Raw genomic sequence first — 25,990 nt, 5'->3', positions numbered from 1 at the left:
TGCTATCCCTGAGATGCGCGAGAGATTGCGGAAAGTTAGCTCTTTGTCCCCTATTATAAAGATCGCTCCAGGCGGATATTTGTAACACTCTTTTCATGATAATGCTGGTGACAACGTGTACGTTTGGCAAACTCAGGAAGTGCGACCGGGAGATGCTCGCATTGATGATGATACCACATGGCTGAGCTTCCCTGGCGTGTTTTACCGTAATGGCCTACATGCGTGCTTGTTCAGAATCAAAAACTGGGCTATACTGTTTTTACCATATTGCTACGAAAGGTTTCTGGGTCACTATGCTACAGGAGCAACCATTCGTGCAGCCTCCTTTGCCACGTGGGAGCCGCGAAGCACGTAAGCTCTCCAAGACACGCACGCTACCACAGCGGATATTGAGGAGCCTGCTCTTTGCTTTCGGAGTGTTGCTGGGAGCGGGGCTGGTCCTGGTCCTGGCCCTCTTGCTGCTCAATACCCAGCATCGTCCGGGGGGAGCCAGCATCTCCTCTGCGTTAGCATTGCTTCTGCACGCGCCTCTCTTGCTGATCTTGTTGTGCCTCCTGTTTATAGCAACTTTTGGCAGCACGCTCTTTGGAACGCGTTTATATGCGCTCTGGCGCTATGCCCGCGCCGTGGAGCAGGTCCAGAAACGCTTTCAACTCCTCTACACGCCCCTGGAGGCTATGGCCAACATCCGCCCAACGGCAGAGCAGAACCATCATGAAGTGACGGCACCAACGATTGCGGTGCAGAGCGAACACGTCTCCATTCTCGATCTCTTAGAGCAGAGCTATGCGCATCAATTGATTCTTGGGGTTCCGGGGGCCGGGAAAACAATGGCGTTGCGCGTCTATCAATATCGCGCAGTGACACACCCCTGGCGCCTCATCTTTCGTCGAGGCTATATTCCCGTATTTGTACCTATGAAGAACTATAGTCTCTATCTCAAGCGCTATAGCGAGGTTCCGCAAGAAGCCTGGGTTGATAGCAATATTGGCCTGCTCAGCTTTTTACAGGAGAGCGACCTACCGGGCATGGAGCACCTGGCTCCGTACTTACGCCAGCTCGCGCAGCAGGGACGCCTCCTGCTGCTGTGTGATGGCCTTAATGAGGTGGATAGTAATTACCTGACCTACGTGAGCCACGAAATGGCCGAGCTGATGCTGCACTCAAACAACCGCCTGGTAATGACGTGTCGCGAGATTGATTATCGTGAGCAGCCCGAGTTTATGCGCCTGGTCGCGCGCGGTCAGGCGGCCTGTGCCACTATTTATCCTTTGCAGCCGGAGCAGATCCAGCAATTTATTGAGCGCTATATCGTCGTTCAGGATCAACCCTGGCGCCATACTGCTGGTCAGATTATGCAGGTGATTGATCGTAGCCGCTTGCGCTACCACTGCACCAATCCAATGATGCTCTTTACCCTTATGGAGATCATTGATCAGATAGGTGTCGAGCGTGGGAAGCAGATTGACACGCGTGGTCGTCTCCTGCGCGAATCAGTTGTGCAGCTTGTCGCGCGTGAGCGGCGTCAGGGGCGTTGGCAAGGGAGCGAACTGCGCGAACAACTGGTGATCCGCTTTTTGAGCGTGGTGGCCTGCGCGGCGCGCTGGGCCAATGATCGCAACGCGATTCAGCTCTCGGTTTCGAGCGCCAGTGGGCGCTGGCGCGAGGCTGAACTGGAGGCTTTCGCTGACGAGCTTATTATCTGGCTCAACGAAAATCCTGCCCAGGGTCCCTATCCAGATATTGAGGAGCCTGATGCGCTGGAGGAGATGCGCGACGACCTGCCGCAGCTCTTACAATTCGCGATGACCGCGGACCTGATAGATATCAGCCCTAACGGCGTATTGAGCTTTCGGCATGAGCTGATCGCTGAGTATTTTGTCGCCGAGTACTTCCAGGCGGCTGAGCAGCAGACTACAAAGCCTGAGATCCGCGAGGAACTCCTGGAAAACGTTGGGCGCTGGAGCGAGCCAGTCGCGATCTGGGCGGGCTTGCTGGATGATCCATTGGTGCTGGCCGAGCAGCTCGGCTCGCGTGGCCTGGAGAATCGTGTCCACCTGCTCCAGGCTTTGTCCCTGGCCCTGGTATGTGTTGGCGTGCTCTGGACGCCACCCCAGGCTGATGCCAAGCGCCTGGTGATGCTCCCGCCAAGCGTTGAGGAGGCGCTCTCCATCGCGGTACGCAATCGGGCCGCGCGCGAAGAGTTGGCCCGTATCTTCACGCGTTGCGCTGAGGAGGGAGGGCAGGAGGTCTATCGCTCACTCCTACCACTGATTATGGTGGCGGGTGTTGATGACCTGTTGCTGCTGCTTGATAAGGCTGTGGTTCCAGTCTTGCTGTTTTCTTTCCTGGAAGATGTGGTAGATGATGTGGCTTATGAGGCGCAGGTGAAGCATTTGACCCAGGTGCTAGGTCGCTTTGGAGCCGTTGTGGTCGATCACGCGGTCGAACTCAGTCGCCCCCATGCTGAGCGGAGTACGCGTATGCGTGCCTCCGCGGTCAATATTCTGGGTGGCACCTATCATCCACGCGCTGTTGAACCGCTGATTGAGCGGCTTCAGGATACTGATATCTTTGTGATGCGGCGTGCGACCAATGCTCTCTATCGCCTTGGGCCAGAGTTGACGCTTAAGCGCCTGCTCCAGGTGGTAGAGCAACGCGATGCAACCGTCGCAACGGTCTACATGCATTTAGCGGCCCTGGCCATCTTAGAACGCTTTATGAGTGGTCAGGACGTGCAACGGCGTGTGACGCAAATGCAGTATCTGCGCACTGTAGAAGCGATTGTGCCAATGCTGACCTCTAATTATCAGCAGGAGCCACAGACGCAGCAGCGGGCACGCGATATACTTGTCCGGCAGGCCCTCCAGGAGGAGGGGGCCAGTTCACGCGCTGATCGGGGCGAAAAGGTGATTGATGCCTTGCTCCTGTACCTTCCCTCACAAAATGAGGTGGCGGTGGGGAATGTGGTCCAGGCCTTGCGCGCGATAGGTCCGCTGACAACACCGAAACTGCTGCCGTTCTTGCGCCAGCCCTCTGAGGAGGTGCGCTTACGTGTGCTGGACGTCTTGAAGGAGACACGTGACCTGGAGGCGCTGCCTGACGTGCTGCAACTGCTCGCGGAAGCGGGACCAAGTCTGGCCCGGCGTGTCTCAGAGACACTCTATGCCTATGCTCCTGACAGCATTCCAGGTTTATTGGAAAGTATTCTGCACGCTGCACGTGAGGATAGCGCTGAGCGTGCGGCAAGTATCTTGAAGCTGATCGGTGAACCCGCCATCGCGCCGATGATTGAGGCCCTCTCTCCCATCGTTCCAGGACGCACACGTATCCTGGTGCAGGTCCTGGCTGATATGCATGCGACACAGGCTGTCACGCGCTTTATTGAACTGGTGCAAACTCCCCCTGATGAGCCGTTGCTGACCATTGCGCTGGTACGAGCCCTGGGCCAATTTCGCGAGCAACATGTCGTCTCTCCTCTCTTACAGATGCTGACGAGTACGCATCCGCAAATTCTGGAAGAGGCGATTGAAGCCTTGAGCCAGCTCGGCGAGGTGGCGTTGCCCGCGCTGATCGACGCGCTTGATACGTCTCATTCATCTCAGCAGGTGCAGCGTGTGCAGCGGGCGATCCTGGGTATGAATCCCTTCCCTGGCGAAGAGCTTATCGAGGCCCTTGCGCTCAGCAGCGATAGCCAGGCAAGTGCCTTGCTCACGATCTTTCGTATGCGCGCAGATAAATCGGCGGATGTGCTGGTGCAACATCTGCTCTATCCCGATCAACGCGTCCAGTCCTATCTCTATCAGGCACTGGAGGAGCTACCAGGCGTGGCAGTCGTATCTGCACTAATCAATGGACTGGCCCAGCCAGCATTGCGTGAGCCTCTCTCTCCCCTGCTGCTCAAACATCCCGATGTCGCCATTGCGCGCCTGGTCGAATTGCTAGGAGCGGAAGATCTGGGGGAGGTGGCGGCAGAGCTTTTACCGCGCTTTGGCCCCGGAATTTTGCGCCCCTTAGTGGAAGGCCTGGATGATAGGCGCCAGGTGGCGTGTACACGGGCACAGGAGGTGATCGTGGCTCTTGTGCATCAACATGGCGATACACAGGCAATGCTGACCGCGCTGGTCAAGCTCTTTGCGCTCATTCTTCCTGATCGTGTACGCGAGGTGCTTTTTTATGTCTTGACCAATGAGCTTGCTGCTATCAGTCTGCCTGCTTTATTGGAGGGGCTGGAAACTGCCCAGTTGCTCGAAGGGGTCGCGGAAGCTCTCAAGCGCCTGGTCTACCTTCAGGAACACCGCGAGCGTGTACTTGATAGCCTGGTTGAAGCGCTCAAGGATGACGAGCGCCGGCGAGGGGCTATGCTTACTCTTGTGCAGATTGGCGCACCAGTCGTTCCCAAAATGGGCGAGCTGATTATCTCGCATGACGCGATGCTGGTGCGCGCCTCAAAGGAGGTCTTGCGCGACCTGGGCGTTATCGCTTTGCCTTTTATCATGAGTGCCTTGAGTGATTATACCTCGCTGGAGCGGCGTGAGGCGGCGCTTGAGGTCTTCAATACCATGTCTCCTCAGAATATCAAGGAGCAACTGGTGACGCAGCTTTCGCATGATGATCCCTCTGACATGGGAATGGCTGTCACACTCTTGTTACAGCGCATCATGGGAGAGTCTGACGCTTTCGGTGATCGGGCCATGGTCGCTGATCTGATTGCGCATATCCAGACCCATACGGAGGAGACAACGAACCTGCGTCTACTGGCCCTGCTCTTGTTGCTGGGTGAGCCATTGATCGTTACGCCACTGCTCCAGGCGCTGGATAGCGACCCACGCCAGAGCAAGCTTCTGACGGCCCTCTTTTTACTGCTAGGGAGGTCCGCCCAGGATGAAGCACTCCAGGTGTTTAAGCGAGGAGAGACGGCGCTGGAGTTGCGCGAGGAACTGGCTGCGGTGCTTGGGATGAGTACGATGTCGGGTGTTATTCAGGAATATGCCCAGAGCACGCATCTCTATGGCCCTGGCGCTTCTCGTCCTGGGATGCAGCAAATAGAGCGGCTCTCAGTGGCTTTACGCGCCCTGGGCGGTTTGCTCGCGGGTGGCCAGTGGGATGTGCCGCGTTTACGAGAGTTGCGCGAGCGCATACCCGAGGGCGCGCCAGAGCATGAACTCTTTAGCATACTCCTGGGGGTACGCTATGGTCCCCAGATTCAGCAGCTCAAGCGCGCTTTGCGGGATGAGCAAGAGACGCACGAAAAGCAAATACTTCTGGTTATGCAGCAGGCACAAGTCGAAAAAGAGCGTGCTGATAAGCTTGATAGTCAACTGGAAGAGTTAAAACAGGAGCATACTGAGCGTGAGGGTGACCTTGAACGCGGCAAACGCGAGCGACAGAAAATGCAGGGAAATATTACGCAGTTGACGCGTGAGAATGACTCACTGTCCGCGCGCCTGGAGCAGATGACGCGTGAGCGCGATAGCTTACAGCGTGAGCGCGATACGTTGAGCGGGCAACTGCGAGCATTTACGGGTGAACCCTCCTCATCTGCGGATACCAGGCGCTCAAAGAGGCGTTAACATGTTCTTCACCAAAACGAACAATCGTAAGCGAGCTGGCATACGCCGTTTTTCGATGCTAGAAGGTACGGGTGGATATCGATGCTAATGGCTGGCGAGCGCTATGAGCGCATAGATCTGCTCTATCCGGGGAATATGAGCGAGGTCTGGCTCGCACGCGATATGCGTACGCACCAGGAGGTCGCGCTAAAAATCCTCAAGCCTGTCATTGAGGATGATCAGCTCAATCACAAGGCTCAGGAGCGTTTTCAGCGCGAAATTAAGATCGCCAGGAGTCTGAAGCATCAACATATTCTGCCCTTGCTCGATTCGGGATGGACGCATTATAATCAGCGCAAGGTGCCCTTTCTCATCTCTCCCTATATGCCTGAGCGCTCATTAGCGTATATAGCGAAGAAGCAAGCTCCCTGGCAATACTGGACGTTGGCGCAGACGGGTGATGCGATTATGCAGGCCGCTCAGAGCCTCTGGTATTTGCATACACGTCAGCCTGCGATTATTCATGGCGACGTCAAACCTGGGAATTTTCTTGTGCGCGTGGTGAGGGGTGCCCGACCGACGCAGCGCTGTGTCGAACTCTTCCTCTTCGACTTTGGGATCGCGCATCTCAAAGATGTGTCCGTGGAATACATTGAAGTAAGCGATGTGATTGGCACTTATCAGTATATGGCGCCTGAGCAGGTGAATCAGCGAGCGTATTGTGCTTCAGACCAATATTCGCTGGCGATTATGGCTTGCTGGATGCTGACAGGACGCTTTCCCATCAATGTAGGTGCTAATCCCCTGGCACATGTCGTAGATCCTCCCCTGGCGCCCAGCCAGTTGAACGCTGAACGTATCTTCTCATCCGCGATTGATGCGGTCATCCTTCGCGCGCTCGCGAAGGACCCCGAGCAGCGCTTCCCCACAGTGCTGGCATTTGCCCAATCCTTACAACAGGCGATTGAGCAGCAGGCAAGCGAGGAGACGACAGCGCGAACAATCAGCGTTGACCTGGCGCTAGACGTGCTCCCCGAAGAGCGCTCGCGAGTGCCAGAAGCCACTATGCATCCACGCTATACACTTCCTCCCGAGCAGATGCAGTTCTCACTTGATCCCATCGATATCAGGGAAGGGCTGGTGCTTGACGAGCCAATCGCACCTGCGCCTGTCAAGGCCGCCACTACTTCTGGACGGCGCGAGATCTCTGGTCGCTTATATACCCCACTGGCGCTTCAGACCCTGGCGCAGTTTGATCTTCCGGCACGTTTGCGTATGTTAAGCTGGCAACCTCAGGGGGAGATACTGGCCTGCGCACTCTATGGCGAGCCGCCATGTATCTTGAGCCGTAATGGGCCGGTAGAGCATCTGCCACGTGTCTCGCAGGTGGAAGATACGCATGAACTCTGCTGGTCACCAGATGGGCGTATCCTGGCGTTAAGCAAAGGGGGAGAGGTGCGCTTCTGGGATCGTGTCGAGCAACGTCTGTTACCCCTGGTGATGCGTTTTCAGGCGCGTTCGATTGTGGCCTTCTCCTGGTCATCGACCTGGAATATGGCCCTCTGGGTAGGTGAGCGGGTGGTCTTGTATGCTCTGCCCCTGCACCAGTTGCATATCCCCCAGCCACCACTGCCCGTTACCCTCTCACGCGAGGAAATGAGTGGGAGTGGAGTGCTTTGCTGGTCTCCCGACGGCAAACGCCTTGTAGCCGGGACACGCAGCGGACACCTCATGTGCTGGCGAATCGGGCAACGCATTGAATTTCTCTATGACCAGGTGGATGGCGAAATTGTACGAGGCATAAGCTGGGCGCCTGATAGTTCATTCTATGCCGTGGCTTTTCGTGATAACCGTGTGGAGGGCTGGGAGCGTTCAGGGCAGCAACGGATTTTCCAGTGGAGCAACCTTCCCAGCCTGCCACGTATGGTGAGCATTGCCCCTGATGGGCGTGTTGCCGTCGTGTTGAACTCACAGCGAACGCTTTTTGGTTTTCCGGGCGAACTGGCGCCTCTCTACACCCTGCCCGTGTCCTTTCAAGCCACCTGGTCGCCAACTCGTATCGAGCTTGCCGCGCTGGATGAGGGGAATGATACACGGTTGACCATCTGGGGTGGATAGGGGAAGCAAGGGCATCGCTCCTTGTAACACGCCTCGTGAATTCTGCGTGTCACTACCGTAGAGTGAATAGGTTATGAACTCCTATTGCCTGGCAAGGTGTGATACGAGAAAGGAAGACCCTCATATGGCTGGCCACGAGAAAAAGAGCGATGTGAAGCTTCTAGCTGAGAAGGTTAAAGATATACGTATAGCTATGATGACCACGCAGGAAGCGGATGGCACGTTGCGTAGCCGCCCTATGGCGACCCAGGATGTCGAGTTTGATGGTGATCTCTGGTTTTTCACGTCGTCGGATGCTCCCAAGGTGGGCGAGGTGTCGCAGCATCACCAGGTCAATATCAGCTACTCCAAGCCTGATAATAACCTCTTTGTCTCCGTTTCAGGCGTCGCAGAGCTAGTGCGCGATCATGACAAAATTAAGCACTACTGGCGGCCTTTCTACAAGCCCTGGTTCCCCCAGGGCCTGGATGATCCTACCCTCGCGTTGCTCAAGGTACATGTTGAGGGCGCGGAATACTGGGATGTGCCCTCAGGAAAGATGACCCTGCTCTATAAGTTAACGAAAAAGGCGGCGGGCGCACGGGAAGATATCGGAGAGGATGTAAAGCTCGATATGCGCTAGCATGAGGCAAGGCGTACGCAATGAGCTTTCGCCATTAAGGGGTGTGCGTGGAACATGGGGTCTGGCCCCATGTTCCACGCACACCCCTTAATGGTATTCTCTGCGCAGAAAGTGGTAGAAATGAGAACAGGGCGCAGGCGTAGAGATGATGAGTCAAATAACAAAGGAGAATTTGCGAAAATCGCGGAATAAGTATATACTAGATGTATAGAATACTCTATAATAGGCATGTGTGCAGAAAATTGCCTTGCAAGAAATATGCAACATGAGCCTTTGAGTATAAGATTACTCTTTAGCAAGAGCATATACGGCTCTTTCGTTTTTATTTGGGGCGTTTGTTGGCAGGGCGAGAGTCGGTGTCAGGCTATTTTTATTGGTCTCTGGCAACGACTCCTCCACTGAGATCAGGACGTGGCGTTCTTTGACAGGTGGTTGTGGTGTTTATAACTCTCTTCTTGAAGACACTCTTTACGGCCTCGCCTTCCCTCCTGTTCGGTGGGTTAGTGCTGGTGCAGTATGGGATTGTGATGGCGGTAATATGCCTGTTTGTGCTCTATGTTCGCCGAATGCGCCTGCACGCGGACCAGGTACAGCGGCGCCTGGATGCTCTCCTGGAAGTGTCTCCCGAGGCAATTTCTGTCTATGATAGTACAGGGAGACTGGTACAGTGTAATCGTGCCACGCGTGCTCTATTGCGCTCAAGTCAGTTTGAGCATACCCCAGACGAAGCGCGTGATGAATCAGATCCGCAGGTGACTGGTTTTTCCCAGGCCTACCATCCTCTGAGTCGTGCTTTAAGCGGTGAGGCCGTGGCTGGCTACGAGGTACGTCTCCTGGATGGGCGCCGGCGCGGACAGGTGCTTTCAGTGGCCGGTATACCTATCTCTCAATGTGATGGGAAGATTGAAGGCGCTGTACTGATCGCACAAGATATTTCGGCCTTTCAGGCACTGCGGCGCGAGGCTGTGGCACAGGCGAAAAAGTGCCAGGCATTGCTCAATACTCTCACTGATGCCGCCTATGTATTGGATTGCGAAGGGCATATTATTCAGACGAATATGAGTGCACGCCTGGCTCTCCTGAAAATGGAGGGGGGAGCGTTGAGTAGCGCCTCGCTGGTAATGCCGAGCCTTGAGTGCCAGATCTTAGATCCTCAAGGTGGGTCTCTCTGGCCGGACGCCTTGCCTTTAAAACGGGTACTGCGAGGCGAGGAACTGGTGGATGAGCAAAAAGTTGAGCTTCAGGTGCATGCGCATGGCGTGCCAGATCTCTGGCTCAGTGTGAGTGGTGTGCCCATTATTGGCGATGAAGGGTATATCTGTGGCGCGATTCTCATCGTGCGCGATATTACGCAAGAGCGCTCGCCAGGGTTGCAGGTTGAGTCGTCTTCGCAAACGAACCAGCCAGGTCAGCCTCCTATGGACCAGTTCCTGAGTATTGTTAGCCATGAGTTGCGTACTCCCCTGACAACGATCAGTATGAGCCTGCAATATTCACGCTTACTGTTAAGTAATACGACGCAAACGTTATTAGCCGATGATCCCTTACGTGAGAAACTCCAGGAAATTCACCACTTGTTGGGAAGGGCCGAGCGGCAAGTTGGAGTCCAGAACCGCATCATTAACGATTTGTTCGAGCTTTCTTCTATCCAATCTAGCCATTTTCTTTTGCAGCCAGTGGCATGTGAGCTACAATCGACACTCTCTCTGCTGGTGAGCGACTATCAATCCTCTCATCCCGAGCGTGTCATCACGTTTGTTCCGCCAGTTTCTGCTCAGCCGATACCAACAGTGATTGATGTGGAACGGATCACGCAGGTACTCAATAACTACATGAACAACGCGTGTAAGTATACGCCTCCGGCGACACCAATCGAGGTCTCTGTGGAGGTTATACAGGAGGAAGTGCGTGTTCTGGTGCGAGACGAGGGTCCGGGGCTAACCACTGAGGAGCAAGAGCAGGTATGGAAACTGTTCTATCGCGTCCCGGGCGTTGAGGCCAACGAGGGAGCGAGCAAGGGGGCAGGGCTGGGCCTGTATATTTGCCAGGTGATCGTTGAGCAACATCAGGGGCGGGTTGGTGTTGAGAGTACCCCTGGTGTTGGCTCAATTTTCTGGTTTACCCTGCCGCTGAAGCGAGAGACATGATGATTTTTTCTGAAAACGGTTGCCCTATCTGCTCTGAGTTGTTGAGGAGTGGCCTCCGGCGCGTGTCCTGGAGATCCGGGGTTGTGGACCGGTATACCCCTTGGAGTGCGCAGGGATTGCCTGTGTCGAGGTGGGAGCACGCCAGTAGCGTCGATGCATGGGGATCTCGCCAGGCTGATTTGCTGTACTTGCCACCAGGCCCACAAATTGCAGATGATTGATGGCCTCTTGCAGGGCGCTCAGGCGGGGCGCGTTCAACCCAAGTAGGGGGAGCTGGCGTTGCAGGTACTGCTGAAGCTCGCCCAGCTCGATTCCATCGTGATCGGGGAGCACTTTGAGCACGACTTCGGCCAGCTGCTGTTTTTCGCGCCGCCTGGCAATTTGTTCTGGTGTCTCCTGCGTGTTTGCCTGGTACCTCGGGCGGAAACGCAGCTCAAAGCGACAGACGGGCGCCCCCTGTTTCATACACGTGGTTTCAATAACGCTAACATGTTCGTGAAAGCGCTCGGCTGCGCCCTCGATGGCGCCATGTAGCACTGGACAGAGCTGACGTGGACTATCATAGATGAGCGCAAACTCATTAGGGTGCGTGCCGGCCTCATAGCCAAAGAGCGGAGGTGTCAGAGCTTCGGGAACGCGTCGCATCTGTGCGTGTGCGGTGCGCATGACCAGGAGCAGGTCTTTTCCGCTATGGACACGCGTGAGGAGATAGGCACAGAGATGGCTGGTGAGACCATTCAAAATGAAGTAGCGGCCGTATTCGCGCAAGATGACCTGGGCTGAGAGTCCGGTCAATTCGCAGGCGGCAGCTACGCCCGCTAAGAGATGGGTATCTTCATAGACCTTACTGGCGAGGGGCGCATTAGCACTTGTTTCGCCAATCGCTTCTCTATAAGCTCTGAGGAGTGAGTTGCCAAAGCGGTCCACCAGATACTTCTCCCACGTAACAAAAACCAATCCATGCATGAGTACACCCTTCCAATAGTACAAAGCTAATGCTCTTTAAAAATTTGCTGGCTAACGATTGAGCATGCTCGCTTTCAGATGTAATCTTTAAAAAGCATCAACTATCCAGAACACTTACTCTCTTCGCTTATATCCACGCTTCCTGATTGCAAAATACGAAGTGTTATATAGTCAGTAGGTTGAGTACACAACCTACTGTTTTTCTGCCTGTCCTGAGACTTGTCTAATACAGATTGCTGCTGATGACGTCATACATTGCCTTCCTCCTGGCTGTGTATGTCAATATGCCGATTTAGAATCGTTTCCAGCCTGTGCTTACGCCCGGCCTGATAAAGCCTGCTTGCCAAGAATGTTTTTCTTTGCCTCTGTCGTAAATTTCTTCAACAGTATAACATGTCTGTAATTGAAATAGATATATTGCCGTGATTAGGTGAATAACTTGTAATAAATTAATATGGACTTTACATATATATTTACGTATTTTTAATTATCTTGTATAAGAAGAAGCGAAGAAGAAGAATTAACCTGGTAAAAGCAACTTCTGTCTAGGAGTTTTGTCTTATACAGATGCCTGGGAGGTGAACCAGGGGAAGTCGCGAGAAGTGCAGGCGCGAAAGTTTTTGTTGCCCACTACCAGGTGTCCATCCTTTGTTCAAAGGATCTAGTTGCTTGCCCTAAATAAAAAAGGTCTGTTATACTCTTAGAGAATTGCTAAACAACCTACGCTTTTGTCTTTTTTGTTCTGTGATTCGTGACAAAAATAATATAGTCTCTGGCCGGAGGTTGCTATTTTATGTTAGAGAATGTGGTTCCTAAAACTACCGCTGATGGTCATGTCAACACCATCGGAACCAAATCACACGGCTCATTGGATGCCGATATCATCATTAAAAATGCGCCAGACCCGGTCTTTGTCGCGGATCTGGATGGCAAGATTCTGTTGGCGAACGACGCGGTCTACGAACTGTTAGGCTTTCGCACCGATGAGGTCTTGGAGCAGTCGCTCTCGCGTTTCATCAACCAGGAGGAGACGCGCGAATTTACCGCCGCGTTGCGCGAAGTCATTGAGCGTGGTGTCACGCGTAATGTGCGCCTCAATCCCCTGAGTGCCTCGGGCGAGATCATCTCGACCAGCTTGAACGCCTCGGCCTTGCGCGACGCCGATGGGAAAGTCATCGGAGCGATTGGCATCCTGCGCGATATGCGTGAGCTGGAGCAGGCGCGTGTATATGCCGACAACCTGATCAAGAATGCGCCAGACCCGGTCTTTGTCTCGGACCTGGAGGGCAAAATTTTAACCGCTAATGACGCGGTATATGAGCTACTGGGGTTCCGCACTGACGAGGTGCTGGAGCAGTCGCTCTCGCGTTTTATAAGCGCAGAGGAGACGCGCGAATTTACCGCGGCACTGCGCGAAGTCATTGAGCGTGGTGTGATACGTAACACGCGTCTCAATCCCCTGAGCGCCTCAGGCGAGGTCATCCCTACTAGCTTGAATGCCTCGGCCTTACGTGATGCGGATGGGAAAGTCATCGGCGCGATTGGTATCCTGCGCGATATGCGCGAACTGGATAAGGCCCTGGCCTACTCTGACAGCCTGATTAAGAACGCGCCGGACCCGATCTTTGTCTCGGACCCGGAAGGTAAGATTCAAAAGGCTAACGATGCTGTGTATGAGCTACTGGGTTTCCGCCCGGATGAGGTGCTGGAGCAGTCGCTCTCACGTTTTATAAGTGCGGAGGAGACGCGCGAATTTACCGCCGCCTTACGCGAAGTCATTGAGCGCGGCGTGACGCGTAATGCACGCTTAAATCCCCGCAGTGCCTCCAATGAAGTCATTCCAACGACTCTAAATGCCTCTGCTCTGCGTGATACAGATGGGAATGTCATCGGCGCGATTGGTATCCTGCGCGATATGCGTGCCTATGAAAAGGTCTTGTTTGACTTACAGGAGTCTAAAGCCGAACTGCAAGAGAAAATCCTGGACCTGGAGAAATTTGAGGAAGTGGTCGTTGGTCGCGAACTGAAGATGATCGCACTGGAGAAAGAGATAGAGAACTTGAAGCGCGAAGTAGAGGATCTGCGTCGGGGGCAGGTCGTCAAGCGCGAGCATGATAGCAGAGATAGTCGTAGTCAGGGGGGACGATGGACCTAGCACAGCGGCATGCTATGGACTATACCAACAAAACCGCAAGTTACCGAGAGCAAGTGGCTGAAGCTGAACAACTCAGAGCCGAACTCGCACAACTTCGTAAAGAGCATGAGTGTGTGCTTCGGGAAAAGCAGATGCTGGAGACGCGGGTGCAGAGAAGCGAGGAGCGCCGCCGTGCTTTTGTGCATATTCTCAGTGATGTCAACACCCTCAATCGCAAGCTTGTGGATCAACGCAAGGCCATGATTCATATCCTTGCCGACTATGAGCAGGACCGCCGCCGCATGGTCAAGCAGACCGAGCGACTGGATAACTCACGTCGGGCGCTCCTGCATATTCTTCAGGATTCGCATCAATCAAATTTGCGCCTGGAGAATAGCCGCAAAGCCATGATTCACATCATGAACGACTTGAAAGTAACGACGGAAGCCGTCCAGCATAGTGAGCAGGAGTTACGCGCGAAGCAAGAGCAACTGGTGCAGGCCGGAAAACTGGCAACGCTAGGTGAGCTGACGACCGGGGTCGCGCATGAACTGAATAACCCTTTGAATAATATTGGCCTCTTTGTTGGCAATGCGATTGATCTCATCGAACTGGGCATGGCCGATACCGAGCCTGGACGCATTTTGCAAGAGCTATCGAATGCGATGCAGCAGGTGCGTAAGGCCACTGAGATTATCTCGCACCTGCGTACCTTTGGCCGGGCCGCTTCTGTAAGTCGCGAGACGATCAATGTGACTCAGGTCATCCAGCGCTCCATCTCGCTTATGGGCGAGCAGCTACGTCTGCGCCTGATCGAGGTAAAGATGCAATTCCCCGAGGAAGATATATTTGTGATGGGGAATGCTATTCAGATGGAGCAGGTCTTCATCAATCTCCTGACAAATGCTCGTGATGCCCTGACCAGCGCTCCAACGAAGATTATCTCTATTGAATGCATCAGGCGCGATGAGATGATCGAGATTAGCGTGGCCGATACAGGTCCTGGTATTCCCATTGAGCTGGAGCAGCGTATCTTTGATCCTTTCTTTACCACCAAGGAAGTTGGCGCTGGAACGGGTTTAGGTTTGTCGATCACGTATGGTATTATAAAAGAACATAATGGAGCGATTACCGTACAGAGCCGAATTGGAGAGGGAGCACGTTTCCTGATCCAGCTTCCACTTAAGCCTGATGACGATCCTGAAGAGGTGTAGTTCTTGAAGCAATCTTGCATTCTTTTAGTCGATGATGACACTGCCCTGTTGCAGGCCTTGCCCCAGGCAATCTACCTGCGTATGAAGGATGTCACGGTTGATACCTGTGACTCGGCTCTCGATGCGATTGAGCGAATCTGCTCATGCGAATATGACGCGATTGTGAGTGATATTAAGATGCCGGGTATGGATGGCCTGGCCCTGCTGGGAAAGGTGCAGCAAGTCTCTCCCAATACGCCGGTCCTCTTGATTACGGGCCATGGTGATCATAACCTGGCGATTCAGGCTTTGCGTGGCGGAGCCTATGATTTCATCCAGAAGCCAATTGATCGCGATTATTTTGTCGCTGCGCTCGCACGGGCGATTCAAATACATCAGCTTCGTTACCAGGTGGAGGAACAACAACGCGCGCTAGAATTGCATGCTCGCTCGCTTGAACAGGCGGTAGAGGAGCGCACTCGTGAACTCACAGCTGCAAACTCCGCCAAAGATGAATTCCTGAGCATGGCTTCGCATGAACTAAAAACCCCGCTCTCGAGCCTGAAGGGCATGACGCAGTTGCTGCGTCGTAAACTGGAGCGTACTGGCTCAAATGACGTCCCGAACTTGATTAGCATGGAGAACTCCATCCGGCGCATGGAGGTGTTGGTGAATGACCTGCTCAACATTTCTTTTATTGAGATGGGTGTCTTTGAGCTGCATACCATGCCGTGCAACCTGAATGTGTTGTGTCAGCGCCTGGTAGATGAGTATGTTATCGGTACTAATCCCCAACCTGTCGTAGAACTCCATCTGCCATCTGAGCAGATTGAGGCCAATGTGGATGTGGAACGCCTGGGCCAGGTCGTGATTAACCTGCTTTCTAATGCACGTAAATACTCGAGTGCATCTATTTATATGGCGCTCAGCTATGATGAGACCGAGTGCGCGATCACGGTGCGCGATACCGGGATCGGCATCTCGCCTGAACTCTTGCCCCATATCTTTGATCGCTTCTATCGCGTTCCAGGTGTGGAGGTACAGCGTGGCTCTAGTATTGGCCTGGGCCTGGGCCTCTACATCTCCAATCAGATTGTCGAAAGCCATGGTGGTCGGATTACGGTCGAGAGTATTCCCGATAGCGGGAGTGTATTCTCGGTCCATCTGCCATATCTCTCTGTACTGCCAACTGAAGACAGCGCCGCCGCCGATGATGCATCGTTACCTTCTCAGCCTCATCCATAGCGACGGCGGCGCTCTGCCATTTTAAGCTGAGGTAACTATTTCATGGTCCTCCTTCTTGACCAACTGGCCCTCTCGCATCTCCCAGACTTCGCCACCGAAGCGCTGGATAAACCAGCGGTCATGCGAGATGGCGATGACCGGACCCGGAAAATGCAGGACTGCTTGTTCAAAGGCTTCCAGCACATCGAGACTGATGTAGTTGGTTGGCTCGTCGAGTAGGAGCACGTTAGGGTTCCTGGCCATCAAGCTGGCAATCTCCAATTTACGTCTCTGCCCGATACTTAATTGCCTGACCTTTTTCTGCATATCCTCCAGGCGGAAGAGTCCATACCCGATCAAGCGACTTATAAACTCCCCCTCATAACCTATCTGCCCATAGCGATAGGTCTCGATGACCGTCTTCTCCAGGTCGGGAAGCGCCGGGTCCTGGGGGAGATAGCCCACACGTGCGCCAGGTGCAAGAGAGATCGTACCACCGTCAGGCTGTTCCTCTCCAAGTAGCAACCTGAGCAGCGTCGTTTTTCCCGCTCCATTGGGGCCGGTTAGCATGATGCGCGACCGAGGGGCGAGGTTGAGATGAACATGCTCAAAGACCTGGCGTTCGCCAAAGCCTTTGCGCACATCGGTCATCTGCACCACGGTCTGCGATTGAATGGCCTCTGTGCGAAAGTAGGAGGTGACGCTGAGTAATTCGGGTGGCTTGGGAATCGGATCAGCCTCAATACGCTTCAGACGCTCTTCCGTTTCATGAATGTCACGTGCTACGGCGCTGTCAACGCGCTGCCCCAAAAAGTGCTTGACGAACTTATCGTTATCGCGTGGTGCGCGATTGCTATGCCCGATATGCCTTCCTTTCTCCTTGATGCGCTTGCGCAGCTCTTTGATCTCTTCTTGCTGGCGCAGGTAATCCTCCTCCCACTGCTTGCGCTCCGCCTCGCGTGCCGCGACATAGGCGTCATAATTGCCGGTGTAGGTTTTGAGGTGATGAGAGTTGTCATCGATCTCAAAGATGGCATTGACGGCGCGATTGAGAAACTGGCGATCATGCGAGACGATGAGCGCGGCTCCGTGATAGCTTGAGAGGTAGTTCTCCAACCACTCCATGCTGGCGAAGTCGAGATGGTTAGTCGGTTCATCTAACAAGATGATATCTGGAGAACGTAGCAACAATGCCGCCAGGCCGACACGAGCCTTCTCGCCACCAGAGAGCGTCTCGACCTCCTGGGTGCGCGGAAGGTAGCTCAGGCGCAGGCCCTCCAGGATGCTCTCTATCTTATAGTCAATTTCGTAGCCACCACTGTCTTGAAAGCGCGTTGAGACAAGGGCATATTCCTCCAGGAGCGAGGTGAGTTGCTCAGGGGTGGCCGTGCTCATGACCTCTTCAAGCTCATGCATACGCGCCTCGAGTTGGCGCAGATTTCCTACGGCCTCAAGAATTAAATCCTGTATGCTACGTCCATAGAAGGGGGGCGTGGTCTGGGGCAGATAGCCCACCTCAACGGAGGGAGCATAGACAAAGCTGCCCTCGTCGGCCTCTTCGCTCCCGGTAAGGATACGTAAGAGGGTAGATTTGCCCGCGCCATTGGCACCAACGATGCCCACCCGGTCTCCAGCATTGACTACGCATGAGATTTCGCTGAGTACGGTAATCGCGCCATAGGTTTTAGAGAGATTGCGTACAGTTAATAACATAAAGCTGCACCTCGTAATTCTGGTTGCGGTCGTTTTGCCGCCATGTGTATGTAATGAAGTTGTCTGCGAGGTGCCTGAACGCGCTCAAGGGGTACAAATTGCTAACTGGTTGTGGTTAACATCGTGGGTAGCTTCTAGCGAAGTGATAGCAGAAAGTGGTAGAGCACCTTGTGATGTACCATGAGCACGGCATCAGGCCAGGAGTAACCAGTAACGAGCGCGAGTAAGCATGCATGAGATTTCTGCTAAGCATACTCTGAAGGCGTACGTGGAGGTTACTAGCGGTAGATGTTGCTCATGTCTACAAGTGTGACTCCTTTGATAGAGGTTTTTTACTGTGATGTATCCATCATACAGGATCTCAACAAAGAAGTCAAGCAGTTATGTGGTTGTTGTGGTCCTGAAGGTGCTGTTGGCGCGGACGCGCCAACAGCACCTTCAGGACCACAACAACCACATCTTTTTAACGGGTGCGCGTGGCGACGATGTCGTTGCGCGCGGCCCACATATTGAGATCTTGTTGCTGAATGGCAGCGGCCATGAGATCCGGGAAGAGGTCAGGCGTACAGGCGAACGAGGGAATACCCATGCTCGCCAGGTGGGCGGCATTCGTTTTATCGTAGCCTGGGGCACCATCGTCACTGAGGGCCAGCAGGCAGATGACCTGGACTCCACTGGCGACCAGTTCTGCGGCGCGACGAAGCATCTCGCGCTGGTTTCCGCCCTCATAGAGATCGGTAATCAGCACGAGGATGGTCTGGCTGGGACGACTGATGATTTGCTGGCAATAGGCCAGGGCACGATTGATATCGGTGCCGCCGCCCAGTTGTGTGCCAAAGAGCAGGTCGACCGGGTCTTGCAGGTCTTCGCTGAGATCGACAACGGCGGTGTCGAAGACGACCATGCGTGTACTGACCGCGCGAATGGTTGCCAGGACAGCGCCAAAGATGCCTGAGTAAACGACGGAGGTTGCCATAGAGCCGCTCTGGTCTACGCAGAGGACGATATCGCGCAGGGAAGAGCGTTTATGCCCATGTCCGATCAACTGTTCGGCAATGATGGTCTTCTTCTCTGGCAGGTAGTTTTTCAGGTTGGCGCGGATGGTGCGATGCCAATTGATCTCATTGGCGCGTGGCCGTCGGGTATAGGTGGAGCGATTGAGGCTACCCCGTACCGCCTGTTGCAAGGGATTGGCGAGTTTACGCTCCAGTTCTTCGACGACCTTGCGCACCACTTGCCGCGCCGTATCCTTGGTTTTCTCGGGAATGACGCGACTCAACGAGAGCAGGGAGGCTACGAGATGGACATCCGGCTCAACCTGCTCAAGCATCTCTGGTTCGAGCAGCATGCGTGTAAGGTTGAGCCGTTGAAGCGCGTCCTGCTGCATCACGCGTACGGTCGAGGAGGGGAAGTAGGTACGAATATCGCCCAGCCAGCGGGCTACGTTGGGCGAGGAGCCTCCCAGCCCGCCCGAACGCTGGGCATCGTAGAGGGCTTCGAGCGTTTTATCCATGCCCAGGTCGCGGCCACTCAACATGTCCTGCCCATCTCCTGGCGCACCTCCACCCGCGCCCGCCATTCCTTTCTCAGCCTGCTTGCCTAAAACGAGGCGCCAGCGACGCAGGCGCTCTTGCTCAGTTATGCTCATTGAAGCTTACCCCCATCAGTTGTGCCAGCACGGGCAGAACGCCCTCCGCTCGTTGCTGGTCGAAGCTCACGCCGGTAGATGATGCCGTCATCCCTGCTACCGCGCCGCTCTGGCCCGACATTGTGCGCAGGTGTTTGACCTTTTCGCCCATGGCACGGCGCTCAGGCGGCTCAAATTCGCTGAAGGCGCGGCGTAGGATTGGTAAGAGAGCCTCGAAGGTCTCGCCCGAGAGATCGCTGAGCCAGCTATCCAGGGCGCGCCACAGCTCCTCCTGGTGGAGGACAATAAGCCCGCTGCCCATAAGGACGCCCTCGATCCAGCGCGCGGCTTGAGCCGCTGGTAACGCGGGTGTGAGGGCCAGGCGTGTCTGGCGTTGCAGCTCAGCTCCATCGATGACGTGCTGCTCTAGTAGTAAGCGACAGCTTCGCCCGCGTAGCAGGCCATGTAGATCCTCCTGTTCCATCAAGCGGCGCAGGAGCTTTTGCCAGTCTTGACGCTCCTCTTCCTGGTTGAGCAGGCTGAGGGCCTCTTGAACATGGTTGATGCTTGTGAGCATGCCCCGAGCGGCGTCATCGTCGAGCGAGGAGCAGGCACCTGGTAGACCAACCAGCACGCGCTCGAAGAGGCGTGTGAGAATGGGCTGGACCAGCTCGGCCTGGGTGCCGCGAACATTGCCGTAGCGTGCGATCCGCGCCAGGGGTGGCATGGCATCCATCAAATGGCGTATATCTGCCGATACTGCCGCGCGTTGCTGGATGACTGTAAGCAGGTGCGCAATCGCCTGGGGCAAGGCCGCCAGCATGGCCTGGTCGAGCAGGCTGGTGAGTTGCGGCAGCTCTTGAAGCTCTTCGGCCTGATGCGCGACGAAGGCGCTTGCGGCCTCGAAGACGGTATTTCCCCAGGCGCTGGCTTCAATAAGGGTTACGACAAACTCAACCTGCCATTGTAATTGCCAGTATTCCCAGAAGGTGCCCTGCTTCTGGTTGCCGGTATGCAGAGTTTTGCCCCAGGGAATGTTGAGCAGGGCGAGGCGGTGCAGCAACTGGCTGCGCGCCAGGGCACTCTCTTTGCGCAGGTCCAGCTCCAGGCGTGTACTCTCAGGCGAAGGCGCCATGCGCAACTGGCGCTGTTGCTGCTCCAGGTCGCGCTGAAGCGGGATGGCTGGCGTCTCCTCCGGAACGCGCCCCAGGCGCTCGCCAATTTCGAGCTTCTCGCGAATTAACTGCATGGGTTCTGTGTTGCCATGGCAGAGAACCGTCTGGATGGCCTCGTGTAGCTCGGTGAGGCCGGGCATGGGAAGCTCGCGCAGGGCCGCCAGGGTCTCGCTCAGGCGTACCGCCTCAATGACGCTGGCCGAGGAGGCATCCAGGTCTTCTTTGCGGAGCAAGCGCGCGGCGCGTGTCACCCAGCGTACCACGGCCTGTTCTGGCGTTGTCCAGAGATGCTCGTACCAGCCAGGAGAGGTGATGCCAGCTCCATAGCCGCTGCGATAGGAGAGGCGTGAATTGGTCCAGGGAATCCAGGTGGCCTCAACCTTCAGTTTTTTTAGACCCTTCAGGCGTTTCTGATCCTCGCCAGGTGCGCCGGGGTCGACCAGGACGGGGGCATGCCAGGCCCCACATACGACGGCGATGCGCTGGAAGCCCTCGCGCTGAGCCGTGCGGATGCATTGACGCATATAGGCCTCGCGGAGCGCGTCCTCTTCCCTGGTTTCTCGTCCCTCTCTGAGGGCCGACATGGCTTCAAGAATGGCCGCGAAAATGTCGCGGCTATCGACGCGCTGCTCAATCTGCTGTTCCCACCAGCTTTCATGATCGCTATAGCCTGCGGCTTCGGCAAGCATCCCGAGTGGGTCCTCACGCTCTTCCGTTTGAGGCGCAGGTGCGAGGGTCGCATTGCGTGTCTCCTGACCTGGCTCTGCCTCAGCTCCAGGATGATCGAGCGCTTGCGGCTCCTGCTGCTCCGTTTGTTCAGCCAGGGTCTCTTGTTCGAGGCGTAGCGCCATCTGCATGGCCTGGGGTAGGTCCATAAAGCGCGTTTCTATACCCTGCTCAAAGCTATAGCGGAGCGCCTGCCATTCTGGCGAGAAGGTGGTAAAGGGATAGAAGACGGCACGCTTTGGATGCTCAGGCGCGTAGATGAGGATCGCGACGGGAGGCCGCATCTCCTGGTGCATACATAGCGGAAGCACTTGCTGGGCGTCGGGTGGGCCTTCGACCAGGACGATATCTGGCTGGTACTCTGTGAGCGCCTGGCGCAGGCTGCGTGCGCAGCCTGGCCCATGGTGGCGTATCCCAAAGACTGAAATGCTCACTACAACACCTCGCGACACGCTCGATAGAGGTCCTTCCAACCTTCACGCTCTTTGGCGACTGTTTGCAGGTATTCGAGCCAGACGACACGATCCTGGACCGGGTCTTTGACAATGGCGCCCGTCAGGCCTGCGGCCAGGTCGGCGGCTTTTAGCTCGCCATCGCCGAAATAACCTGCCATCGCCAGTCCGTTGTTGATAACAGAGATGGCCTCCGCCGTTGAGAGCGTGCCACCCGGCGACTTCAGCTTGGTCTGCCCGTCTTCTGTGACGCCATTTCGTAGCTCGCGGAAGATGGTGACGACGCGGCGAATCTCCTCCAGCGCGGGCTTCTCGGCTGGCAGCTCCAGGGCGCGACCCAGGCTGGCGACGCGACGCTCCACGATATTGACCTCGTCGTCCATGCTATCAGGCACGGGGAGAATGACGGTGTTGAAGCGGCGCATGAGTGCGCTGGAGAGCTCGTTGACACCCTTGTCGCGGTTATTGGCGGTCGCGATGACGTTAAAGCCTTTGCGCGCCTGGACCTCTGTGTTGAGCTCGGGTACGGGCAGCGTCTTCTCCGAAAGGATGGTAATCAAGGTATCCTGGACCTCGCTGGGGATGCGTGTGAGCTCTTCAATACGCGCGAGCTTGCCATCTTGCATGGCCTGCATCATGGGGCTGACCACCAGAGCCGCTAGTGAAGGACCTTCAACCAGGAGGCGCGCGTAGTTCCAGCCATAGCGAATGGCGTTCTCATCTGTGCCAGCCGTGCCTTGAATCAGGAGAGCCGAGTCGCCCATGATGGCGGCGCTTAGATGCTCGCTTACCCACGATTTTGCAGTACCAGGAACGCCATAGAGCAATAGTGCGCGGTCAGTGGCGAGTGTAGAGATGGCGATCTCCATCAGGCGGGGGTTGCCAATATACTTTGGCGAGATTTCAAAGCCATTGTCGAGCTTGCCGCCCATGAGGTAGGTGCGTACAGCCCAGGGTGAGAGCTGCCAGTTAGGTGGCCGCTGGCGCGTATCCACTTTAACCAGTTCGGCCAGCTCCTCCGCGTATTGCTGTTCGGCATGCTGGCGTAAAACGCTATTGACCTCGGCGCCTGTGATATGTCCATTCTGTGCAGTATTTTGTGTGCTCGTCATAATTAGCCAATCTCCTCTACTATCATTTTGCGCAGATGCAGTATTTCCAGAAATTGATTTATGCTGTTTTTTGTTTGCTGATGTTCGTAGTAGGTGCTGTATTCATATTTTTCGGGTAGCTCGGGTAAGTCCCAATCCTGCAAGGCCAGTTGAAAGCAAGAGGGAGGGAGAGCCAGGGCTGCTCGAGCCAGGGAAGAGCGTAAGTAATCGAGTCTGGTTTTTCCTGCCTCTGTGTTTATGGGAAAGCTATGCGCAACTTCTCTCGCCCAGTCCAGGTAGAACATGCCGAAGTCGTGACTCCAGGGGCGAGGCAGGACCTGCAGGTCTAGCGTGGAGAGCGCAAAGTCTTGTTGGAACATCTTCTTAAAAAGGCTTTCCGCCTGTGACTGGGGGAGGCAGGAAATAAGTTGTACAGCCACTACATTCAGTTGCCTGCGTCCTTTGCCAGGTTTTTCCTCTTGCCAGAAGGCTAGAAGACTATATATCCAGGCCATATGGCGCGTCCGTACTGCTTGCCTACTAAGAGCTGTGAAGAGCGCATCTTGCCAGGTCTTATTCTCAATGGTCGTTAGTAGCTGATCTGGTGCCAGCGAGAAGCGTTCCTCCCAATAGGCAAAAGGCAGGTGTTCCAGGACGCGCTGGCAGGCATCGTTGATACCGGAGGTGTTTTCTACTTTGTTGATCAGGCCATCACGGACCCAACTCTTATCAAGTGCTTCAGGCCTGTGAATGGAGATTTTTCCGTTCTTGTAGTGGAGTAAGGTATCGGCATGTGTGCGCATGCGCTGCATAAAGGCCGAGCCTGGGAGCATGGCAAGCAGCCGTATTGCGACCAGGCGCACCTGTTCGCTGCGGTCATCGAGCGCTTTCTCCAGAAAATCTTCATCTTCTGGTGAGAGCTTGAGTGCCAGGATTTCGAGGAGTGGTGCGCGGGTATCGGCACGCTCCTTCTTCCAGCTCTGCTGGAGCCATTGCCTCGCCGTATCGGGAGCGAGAAGGCGCTGCTGGCGTAGGGCTTCTACGCGCTGCTTGAGTGTTCCCTCTTGCCATGTGGCTTCGATCTGTTCAGCGGGTATCGCGCCCGCCTCAGTGAACAACTCGTTCACCCAGTTCCACTTTGGGTTGTGCTGGCTCAGCCAGCGCCCGCGTTCACCTAGCAGAGGGAGCGCTTGCTCACGTAGCTCTTTCCCTCTGGTGACGGTTTCCAGAAACGCTGGCAGGAGATCATATGGCACCCGGCAGCGCCGCTCTTGCATATAGCCTAGAGCCTCCTGAAGGAGTGCTGTTTCTTTATGCGCCAGAAGCATCTCAAGAATCTGCGGTCGCTGAAGTGGATGCCAGTCCTGGGACTCAGGTTGCGCGGGTGCAGGCAGTTCAGGCGCGGACTCGGCGAGGTGCCCCGCGTTTTGATAGGCACCCCAGACGGCAGCTGTCAGCAGGAGCTGGCGTTCTTTTCCACCCTCACTGAGTTGACTGCTCAGTTCATCAATTCTGGTACCGGTGGTGAGTGCTGTATCGCCGCTCTGCTCTGTGCCAACGATGGCGGCGGTGATAAAACGTTCCATGTCTACCTCCCCTCCGATAAGCTATAGTAGCGGCCCTCGGCCAGGATGCCAAGCGGGGTCAGCACTTCGCCGTTCCAGATTCCCGCGAAGTGACTGGCATGCCCTCCTGAAAGTGCGAGCAGGCGCCAGTGCTCCCCTTTCGCCAGTGGCAAGGCCTGCCCGGTGTTGTCACACAGTAGCCAGCGTTTCTGATCGAGAACAGGGACGACATCTCGCAGAACGCACAGAAAGGTGTCCTGCCAGGGGTGACGTGCCAGTGTCAGAGCGACTTGATTGAGAAAGGCATCTATCGTCTCTTCTCCAGGCAGCGTGCGCTCAAAGGGGCGAAGTTCTCCCTGTTGCTCGACGATAAGCGCGCGCGAGGGTGCAGCCCCTGGCCAGTACGCTAGCTCGACCGCCTGGCGCATACCAAAGGGATACACACGAGCAAAAGCAGGATTCACTCGTGGCGCGAACTGTATCAGCATGGCTGTACGTTTGCTCCCTTCTCCGTAGAGCCAGGTGCGCTGTGTTGTGCCCTTATCGGTCTCCTCAAGCGTAGAGCCGAGGAAGAGCCAGGTATCGCGTACGTGTTCGCCGCGCGCGAGCACCTCGTCTTCGGTTAGTGCCCACCCCAGTTGCGTACGTACTTCATCTTGTAGATTGGGTTGAAGTGTATCGATATTGCGATATGCCTGACTGAGCAGAGTTAATTGCCCGGATTGTACGAGCAATTTCTCGGTCCAGTCTGGCGAGGCATGAATGCTCTCGCCCAGGCGCCGGATGCGCGTCGCGACGCCTGGAAGCTGGTTATCGACCATCTGCTTCGCCATATCGCTCCAGTAGGTTTCTGGATGCGTCTCGGCGCTGGCCAGGCCGGTACGTACCAGGTCGCTTAACCAGAGATCGAGACGTGCCAGGCCCTGCTCGACTAGCTTCTGCCGCCGCGCGACAGTCTTCTCGGATGGAGCTGTATGTTCTTTAGTTTGCTTGCTTTCTTTGCGTTGTAACGACGCGGCCCGCTTTTCTAGCCAGGCGGTGACCCAATCTGGTGGATCGCCGCTTGTGATCTCCTCACCCATGGTGCTTGTAAGCAGTAGCAGGCCCAGACAATGTTTACAGGGCTGTTTCCGACTGGGGCAACTGCATTGTGCGGTGAGGGTGGAGAGTTCAACCTTGACCTGGTAGAGCGCGCTCCCCTGGCATTCTCCCCAGAGGGCAAGCTCGTTATGACCAAGATTTGCCCAGTGCTTGCGATTACTGAGCTTTCTAGCGTTGGCGAGCGAGGCCGTGTCGGGAGCTATGGCTTTAACCTGTTCGGTGGTGAAATCGAATCCCACGTGTTCTGCTCCCCCATCTAGTAGTTTTTTGTTCTCTATCTAAGTATATGTTCTTGCTGAGGATAGCGAAAGCGGAAACGCCGCCTATGAGACTATATTCCTGTTTACAAGGGGTGTTCTCAGCGTCTACGCCGCTTCGCGAGGAATGATTACTGGAGTGGTGCGCAATGACTGTCATTGCGCACCACTCCAGTAATGAGGGCGATTGCCGCAAGCGCGGGGCTATTATTTGCTGTGTTGAAACCTCTTCCCACTGGAAGACATGGCTACATTAGTAGCTACGCATCAGCACAGCTTGTGTAGTATGGCGCCACAAGTAGGCTCTAATGCCATACTGTTTCCTGT

14 protein-coding genes are annotated in these 25,990 nt (G+C 55.3%); 7 read left to right on the top strand and 7 right to left on the bottom strand.

Translation table 11 applies throughout. From position 1 onward, the window contains the following. Positions 1–293 precede the first annotated feature (293 nt). The 4 genes from KTE_RS05500 (at position 294) to KTE_RS05485 (ending at position 10,439) form a co-directional block, all read left to right on the top strand. The gene (locus KTE_RS05500; protein ID WP_201379366.1) at positions 294–5,573 is read left to right on the top strand and encodes a HEAT repeat domain-containing protein; all 5,280 of its coding nucleotides are present in this window, start codon (positions 294–296) and stop codon (positions 5,571–5,573) included. A gap of 81 nt (positions 5,574–5,654) precedes the next feature. Then, complete coding sequence (locus tag KTE_RS05495; protein ID WP_201379364.1) at positions 5,655–7,670, top strand: WD40 repeat domain-containing serine/threonine protein kinase; 2,016 nt, start codon at positions 5,655–5,657, stop codon at positions 7,668–7,670. A gap of 124 nt (positions 7,671–7,794) precedes the next feature. Further along, positions 7,795–8,292 carry a pyridoxamine 5'-phosphate oxidase family protein gene (locus KTE_RS05490; protein WP_201379363.1) on the top strand — a complete coding sequence of 166 codons (498 nt, stop codon included), beginning with the start codon at positions 7,795–7,797 and terminating at the stop codon, positions 8,290–8,292. A gap of 437 nt (positions 8,293–8,729) precedes the next feature. Next, positions 8,730–10,439, top strand: coding sequence for an ATP-binding protein (locus KTE_RS05485; RefSeq protein WP_201379362.1), 1,710 nt, complete (start codon positions 8,730–8,732; stop codon positions 10,437–10,439). Between the two features lie 24 nt (positions 10,440–10,463). Here KTE_RS05485 and KTE_RS05480 read toward each other — a convergent pair whose 3' ends face one another. Further along, positions 10,464–11,405, bottom strand: a complete 942-nt coding sequence (locus KTE_RS05480; RefSeq protein WP_201379361.1) for a heme NO-binding domain-containing protein — start codon at positions 11,403–11,405, stop codon at positions 10,464–10,466. A gap of 793 nt (positions 11,406–12,198) precedes the next feature. On the opposite strand from KTE_RS05480, the gene KTE_RS05475 reads away from it, so the two are divergent. Genes KTE_RS05475 through KTE_RS05465 form a run of 3 tightly spaced genes read left to right on the top strand, consistent with a single transcriptional unit; the run spans position 12,199 to position 15,977 of the window. Beyond that, positions 12,199–13,560, top strand: a complete 1,362-nt coding sequence (locus KTE_RS05475) for a PAS domain-containing protein (protein WP_201371635.1) — start codon at positions 12,199–12,201, stop codon at positions 13,558–13,560. Beyond that, the gene (locus tag KTE_RS05470) at positions 13,551–14,753 is read left to right on the top strand and encodes a sensor histidine kinase (protein ID WP_201379360.1); all 1,203 of its coding nucleotides are present in this window, start codon (positions 13,551–13,553) and stop codon (positions 14,751–14,753) included. The genes KTE_RS05475 and KTE_RS05470 overlap by 10 nt, the downstream gene beginning before the upstream one ends. A gap of 3 nt (positions 14,754–14,756) precedes the next feature. Further along, positions 14,757–15,977 carry a response regulator gene (locus KTE_RS05465; protein ID WP_201379359.1) on the top strand — a complete coding sequence of 407 codons (1,221 nt, stop codon included), beginning with the start codon at positions 14,757–14,759 and terminating at the stop codon, positions 15,975–15,977. A gap of 21 nt (positions 15,978–15,998) precedes the next feature. On the opposite strand, the gene abc-f is transcribed toward KTE_RS05465, so the two are convergent. The 6 genes from abc-f to KTE_RS05435 all read right to left on the bottom strand — a co-directional run bounded on the left by abc-f (position 15,999) and on the right by KTE_RS05435 (position 25,645). Then, positions 15,999–17,669 carry a ribosomal protection-like ABC-F family protein gene (gene abc-f, locus KTE_RS05460; RefSeq protein WP_201379358.1) on the bottom strand — a complete coding sequence of 557 codons (1,671 nt, stop codon included), beginning with the start codon at positions 17,667–17,669 and terminating at the stop codon, positions 15,999–16,001. Positions 17,670–18,132: 463 nt separating this feature from the next. Continuing rightward, a complete protein-coding gene (locus KTE_RS05455) occupies positions 18,133–19,317 on the bottom strand; it encodes a VWA domain-containing protein (protein WP_201379356.1) in 1,185 nt (394 codons plus the stop codon). Then, positions 19,304–21,631 (bottom strand): DUF5682 family protein, encoded by a 2,328-nt coding sequence (locus tag KTE_RS05450; RefSeq protein ID WP_201379354.1) that lies wholly within the window; start codon positions 21,629–21,631, stop codon positions 19,304–19,306. The genes KTE_RS05455 and KTE_RS05450 overlap by 14 nt, the downstream gene beginning before the upstream one ends. Then, the gene (locus KTE_RS05445) at positions 21,631–22,761 is read right to left on the bottom strand and encodes an AAA family ATPase (protein WP_201379352.1); all 1,131 of its coding nucleotides are present in this window, start codon (positions 22,759–22,761) and stop codon (positions 21,631–21,633) included. Before KTE_RS05445 ends, KTE_RS05450 begins: the two co-directional genes overlap by 1 nt. A 2-nt stretch (positions 22,762–22,763) precedes the next feature. Next, complete coding sequence (locus KTE_RS05440) at positions 22,764–24,326, bottom strand: DUF5691 domain-containing protein (protein WP_201379350.1); 1,563 nt, start codon at positions 24,324–24,326, stop codon at positions 22,764–22,766. Between the two features lie 2 nt (positions 24,327–24,328). Next, a complete protein-coding gene (locus KTE_RS05435; protein ID WP_201379348.1) occupies positions 24,329–25,645 on the bottom strand; it encodes an SWIM zinc finger domain-containing protein in 1,317 nt (438 codons plus the stop codon). Positions 25,646–25,990 lie beyond the last annotated feature (345 nt).

Origin of the sequence: Ktedonobacter sp. SOSP1-85, from assembly GCF_016587415.1 — a bacterium.
In the GTDB taxonomy this organism is placed as follows: domain Bacteria; phylum Chloroflexota; class Ktedonobacteria; order Ktedonobacterales; family Ktedonobacteraceae; genus Ktedonobacter.
Note: the sequence above shows the minus strand (reverse complement) of the source record. Positions and strands in the feature narration are given on the sequence as shown.